Raw genomic sequence first — 5,305 nt, 5'->3', positions numbered from 1 at the left:
CAGGCTCAAAGGAAAAGACTGACAGCGGAGAGCGGCACATACCTATAAGCGGACTCAACCGTCGCGAGGATACTGTCAGCCAGAACAGCATCCTTGGCCCCCACGTGCTTATATCCGGCGCCCGCACACTAAGCGAGTTTGAGAAGAAACACCCGGATGCCAGGCGAGCTCTCGCAGCATGGGAGAGCAACCTACTAGCCGGTGACTTTCGGAACTTCGCGGATATTCGCCGCACGTTCGGCAGCGCCGACGTGGTTGGACCCTGGACCATTTTCGATATTCGCGGAAACACCTACCGTCTGATTACGACCGTCGATATCGTAAACCAGTCGTGTCATGTCGAAACCATTCTTACCCATGCGCAATACGATCGGAGGCAATGGATGCGTAACTTGAGCACACGCGAGAACGCCTATCTCGGCTGGGGCCCCTTTGAACATCCGACTACTGTTCACGCCCTGCGTTCCGAGACCGATTACGACCGGGCGCTCGCTGTCATTACCCAGTTGGGCAAATGGGGTGCGGCCGAGGGCTCGCATCCGCAGAACCCGCTTCTCGGCCTGATACTCAGTGCTGTGCGGGCTTACGAAAAGGTGTACCACCCGCGCAGCCAATCATCGATCGACTAGTCGATGACGGGGCAATGCGATGTCGACGACGCAACCAGGTAAGTGCGGCACATCACCGGCAACTCAGAATGAAGCATCGCTACCGCTTCAGGCGAAGCATCATTCTCCAGCACCGCTCGCACAGTGCCCACCAGCATGGTCCGCAGCGCATAGCTCACCTTATCCACGCTAGCGAATCGCGCATCGGAAGCACTCGAAAGCATCCTGACAATCACCTCATCAGCCCGCCGGACAATGTCATCGATAAGGCGGCCCGTATCCAGCTCCGAAGCGACCACATACAACGCCCGCGACCCAGGCATGCGCTTCATCTTCGCATCGAGGTAAGCGCGGCTTAGGCCATCGGCCATCTCGACCAGCGGACCTCCGCGGTACCGCTGGTCCGCCTCCTCCATCGCCACAACCACATCCTCAAGGTAGTCCTCAAGAACCGCGTAAAGCAGCGCCTCCTTATGGGGGAAATACTGATACATCGTGCCAACGGAGACCCCAGCCCTTGCAGCCACACGAGTCGTTGTCAGCCCCGCGTACCCATCGGTCAGCAAAACCTGAATCGTTGCCTCGAAAATCGCGTCCACGGTGGCGGCGGAGCGCGCCTGCCGGGGCGTTTTCCGGGGCTTCAGGGCGTCGGATGGGGTCACGGGCATATGCGAATGTAAATGTCTGGTTTGAGTTCCCAGTTCAAGGGATGGGGATACCCATCACTTATTCAACGAGGAACCTGTGCATGTCGCAGCTCAACCGCATCACCCTGGTTACCGGTGCCAACAAGGGCATCGGCTTTGAAGTCGCCCGCCAGCTCGGCAAGGCGGGTCACCACGTTCTCCTGGGCGCACGAGACGCCAGCCGCGGGCAGGCAGCGACGGACACGCTCCGCGCCGAGGGGCTGGACGTGCGTTTCGTCCTCGTGGACCTCGAGGACGCGGCCTCGCTGGCTCGTGCGGCGGCCGACATCGAGGCCCACGAAGGCCACATCGATGTCCTCATCACTAACGCCGGTGTCGCGCTGGAAGGCGATGGCAACGTCAGCCACGCCAACCTGGAAACGGTCCGCCGCATCTTCGACACGAACTACTTCGGCACGCTGGCGGCCACCCAGGCGCTGTTGCCCCTGGTAAAGAAATCGGGCGATGGCCGCATCCTCAATGTCTCGAGCCGGCTGGGCTCCCTCACCTACAACGCCGACCCGGCCTGGGAATATGCCGCGGTCAAGCTGGTCGGCTACAACGCCTCCAAGGCGGCGCTGAACATGTCCAGCGTCATCCTGGCCGATGAGCTGAAGGACACCGGGATCACCGTCCACGTCGTCTGCCCGGGCTATACGGCCACCGACCTCAACGGGAACAGCGGCCCGCAGACGGTCGAGGAAGGCGCGGAGGAAATCGTCCGGCTGGCCACGACGGCCGATCCCGCCCCGACCGGGTCGTTCACCGGCAAGGAAGGCCCGGCGCCGTGGTGATCGGCTGAAGCGCCCGGGAGCGCCGGTATGGCCGGCGTTCCCGGGGCGCTCCCACCCGGCGGGATGGCTGTATAATCCCCGCCTTACCGTACGGTGGGAGAAGCGGATGGACCCGCTGCCGAAGGCGCAACGCCCGTAATCGCTCAGGCTCCCATACCACCGCGCGGCACATCACTCTGGAGAGACCGGTTCGATCCGGCGCCGAAGGTGCAAGGGGTACCCACCCCCAAACTCTCAGGCAAAAGGACAGAGGGGCGCCCCACGTGCCGGCACGGCACGAATTTCCGGACGCCCCTACGCCATGAGCCAGAAAAACACCCCCTCGCTGCGTGATCTCGAGAACCACGGCGCGTTCATCGAGCGCCACATCGGCCCGAACGATGCCGAGATCGCCGAGATGCTTTCCGTTGTCGGCCACGGCTCGCTCGATGCCCTGACCGATGCCATCGTGCCCGGCTCGATCAAGTCGCCCGCCCCGCTTGCCCTGCCCCGCGCGGTGACCGAGGAAGATGCGCTGGCCAAGATCCGCAAGGTGGCCGACCGCAACCAGGTCTTCAAAAGTTTCATCGGCCAGGGCTACTACGGCACCCTGACCCCTAACGTCATCCTGCGCAACGTGCTCGAGAACCCGGCGTGGTACACGGCTTACACGCCGTACCAGGCGGAGATCTCGCAGGGCCGCATGGAGGCGCTGATCAACTTCCAGACCATGGTCACCGACCTGACCGGCATGGATATCTCCAACGCGTCGCTCCTGGATGAGGCCACCGCGGCCGCCGAGGCGATGACGCTGGCCAAGCGTTCGGCCAAGTCGAAGTCGAAGGTCTTCTTCGTCTCGAAGGACGTCCACCCGCAGACGATCGAAGTGCTGCGCACCCGCGCCGACGGCGTGGATATCGAAGTGCACGTGGGTGACGACGCCGATGCCGGCAACGTCGACAGCTTCGGCGTGCTCCTGCAGTACCCGAACACGTTCGGCCGGATCAACGATTACAAGGCGCTCGCCGACGCGACCCATGCCCGCGGCGGCATCGTCTGCGTCGCGACCGACCTGCTGGCGCTCACCGTCATCGCCTCGCCCGGTAGCTGGGGTGCGGACATCGTCGTGGGCAACACGCAGCGCTTTGGCGTGCCGTTCGGCTTTGGTGGCCCGCACGCCGCCTACCTCGCCTGCCGCGATGCTTACAAGCGTTCGATGCCGGGCCGCCTGATCGGCGTGTCGGTCGATACCGAAGGCAAGCCGGCTTACCGCCTCACCCTGCAGACCCGCGAGCAGCACATCCGCCGCGAGAAGGCCACCTCGAACATCTGCACCGCGCAGGTGCTGCTGGCTGTGATGGCGAGCATGTACGCCGTGTACCACGGTCCGGAAGGCCTGGTGCGCATCGCCCGCCGCGTGCATCGCCTGACCGCGATCCTCGCCGGCGCGCTGGCCAAGGCCGGCGTCCAGGTCGGTGGCGACTATTTCGATACGCTGCACATCACCGGCGTCGACGCGAAGGCCCTGCACACGAAGGCCGCCGCCGCGAAGATCAACCTGCGTGCCATCGACGCCTCGTCGGTCGGCATCAGCCTCGATGAATCCACCACCCGCGCCGACGTGGCTGCGCTCGCCGCCGTCTTCGGCGCCGACGCCAGCGATATCGACGCGCTGGACGCGGCTACCGCGGACGCGCTGCCGGCCGCCCAGCTGCGCGGCCTCGACTTCCTGCAGCACCCGGTCTTCAACACGCACCACAGCGAGCACGAGCTGCTCCGCTACCTGCGTGGCCTGGCCGACAAGGATCTCGCGCTCGACCGCACCATGATCCCGCTGGGCTCGTGCACCATGAAGCTCAACGCCACCGCGGAGATGATCCCGGTGACGTGGCCGGAGTTCGCCAACATCCATCCGCTGGCCCCGGCCGACCAGGCCCAGGGTTACAAGCAGCTGATCGACGAACTCGAAGCCATGCTGGTCGAATGCACCGGCTATGACTCGGTCAGCCTGCAGCCGAACTCCGGCGCACAGGGTGAATACGCCGGCCTCCTCGCCATCCGCGCCTACCACCGCTCGCGCAACGAAGGCCATCGCGATATCTGCCTGATCCCGGAATCGGCCCACGGCACGAACCCGGCCTCGGCGCAGATGTGCGGCATGACCGTCGTCGTCACCCGTTGCGATGCCAATGGCAACGTCGATGTCGAGCACATCCGCGAGATGGCCGAGAAGTACTCCGACCGCCTCGCCGCGATCATGATCACCTACCCGTCCACGCACGGCGTGTTCGAGGAAGACGTGGTTGCCATCTGCGACATCGTGCACAAGCACGGCGGCCAGGTGTACACCGACGGCGCCAACATGAACGCCCTCGTCGGCGTGGCCAAGCCGGGCAAGTGGGGTTCGGACGTTTCGCACCTCAACCTGCACAAGACCTTCTGCATCCCGCACGGCGGTGGCGGCCCGGGCGTCGGCCCGTGCGCGGTCAAGTCGCACCTGGCGCCGTTCCTCCCGCGCGCCTTCGGTGGCGAGGGTGATGTCGGCATGGTCAGCGCCGCGACCTTCGGCTCGGCATCGATCCTCCCGATCTCGTGGATGTACATCACGCTGATGGGTACGGAAGGCCTGCGCAAGGCGACCCAGGTGGCCCTGCTCAATGCCAACTACATCGCCAAGCGCCTCGCCCCGCACTACAAGACCCTGTACACCGGCCGTAACGGCCTGGTGGCGCATGAGTGCATCCTCGACCTGCGCCCGCTGAAGGACGCCACGGGCATCGGCGCCGAAGACGTGGCCAAGCGCCTCATCGACTTCGGCTTCCACGCCCCGACGCTGTCGTTCCCGGTGGCTGGCACGCTGATGGTCGAGCCGACCGAAAGCGAATCGCAGCACGAGCTCGATCGCTTCATCGACGCCATGATCCAGATCCGCGACGAAATCCGTGCCGTGGAAGATGGCCGCCTGGACCGCGAGGACAACCCGCTGCGCAACGCCCCGCACACCGCGACCATGGTGACGGGCACCGAGTGGACCCACGCCTACCCGCGCGAACTGGCTGCCTTCCCGCTGCCTTCGCTGAAGCTGAGCAAGTACTGGCCGCCGGTGTCGCGCGTCGACAACGTCTACGGCGACAAGAACGTGATGTGCGCCTGCATCCCGGTCGATGCCTATAAGGAAGACGCCGAGGTCTAAGACTCCGGTACCTGTGGGAGCGCGCTCGCGCGCGATGGGGTCGCC

4 protein-coding genes and 1 riboswitch are annotated in these 5,305 nt (G+C 64.8%); of the genes, 3 read left to right on the top strand and 1 reads right to left on the bottom strand.

Annotation, left to right across the window (positions count from 1 at the left end; genetic code table 11):
• Positions 1–629, top strand: a 629-nt coding sequence (locus tag ACTHLF_RS01970; RefSeq protein WP_440324374.1) for a type II toxin-antitoxin system HigB family toxin, incomplete at its 5' end; no start/stop codon positions are given.
• Here the strand turns inward: ACTHLF_RS01970 and ACTHLF_RS01965 are convergent.
• Positions 626–1,270, bottom strand: a complete 645-nt coding sequence (locus ACTHLF_RS01965) for a TetR/AcrR family transcriptional regulator (protein WP_440324373.1) — start codon at positions 1,268–1,270, stop codon at positions 626–628. The genes ACTHLF_RS01970 and ACTHLF_RS01965 overlap by 4 nt on opposite strands.
• Positions 1,271–1,356: 86 nt before the next feature.
• Here ACTHLF_RS01965 and ACTHLF_RS01960 point away from each other — a divergent pair, with 86 nt between their 5' ends.
• Both ACTHLF_RS01960 and gcvP read left to right on the top strand, forming a co-directional pair.
• Complete coding sequence (locus ACTHLF_RS01960; RefSeq protein ID WP_440324371.1) at positions 1,357–2,088, top strand: SDR family oxidoreductase; 732 nt, start codon at positions 1,357–1,359, stop codon at positions 2,086–2,088.
• A gap of 166 nt (positions 2,089–2,254) precedes the next feature.
• Positions 2,255–2,348, top strand: a riboswitch (glycine riboswitch).
• Positions 2,349–2,389: 41 nt separating this feature from the next.
• Positions 2,390–5,260 (top strand): aminomethyl-transferring glycine dehydrogenase, encoded by a 2,871-nt coding sequence (gene gcvP, locus ACTHLF_RS01955; RefSeq protein WP_440324369.1) that lies wholly within the window; start codon positions 2,390–2,392, stop codon positions 5,258–5,260.
• Positions 5,261–5,305: the final 45 nt, after the last annotated feature.

Origin of the sequence: Luteibacter sp. (assembly GCF_051958795.1) — a bacterium.
Taxonomy (GTDB): domain Bacteria; phylum Pseudomonadota; class Gammaproteobacteria; order Xanthomonadales; family Rhodanobacteraceae; genus Luteibacter.
This window is presented reverse-complemented; position numbering and strand designations above follow the sequence as displayed.

Bases quoted from the DNA above. Each gene is read 5' to 3' on its own strand.
- ACTHLF_RS01960 (WP_440324371.1), top strand. From the start codon at position 1,357: ATGTCGCAGCTCAACCGCATCACCCTGGTTACCGGTGCCAACAAGGGC.
- gcvP (WP_440324369.1), top strand. From the start codon at position 2,390: ATGAGCCAGAAAAACACCCCCTCGCTGCGTGATCTCGAGAACCACGGC.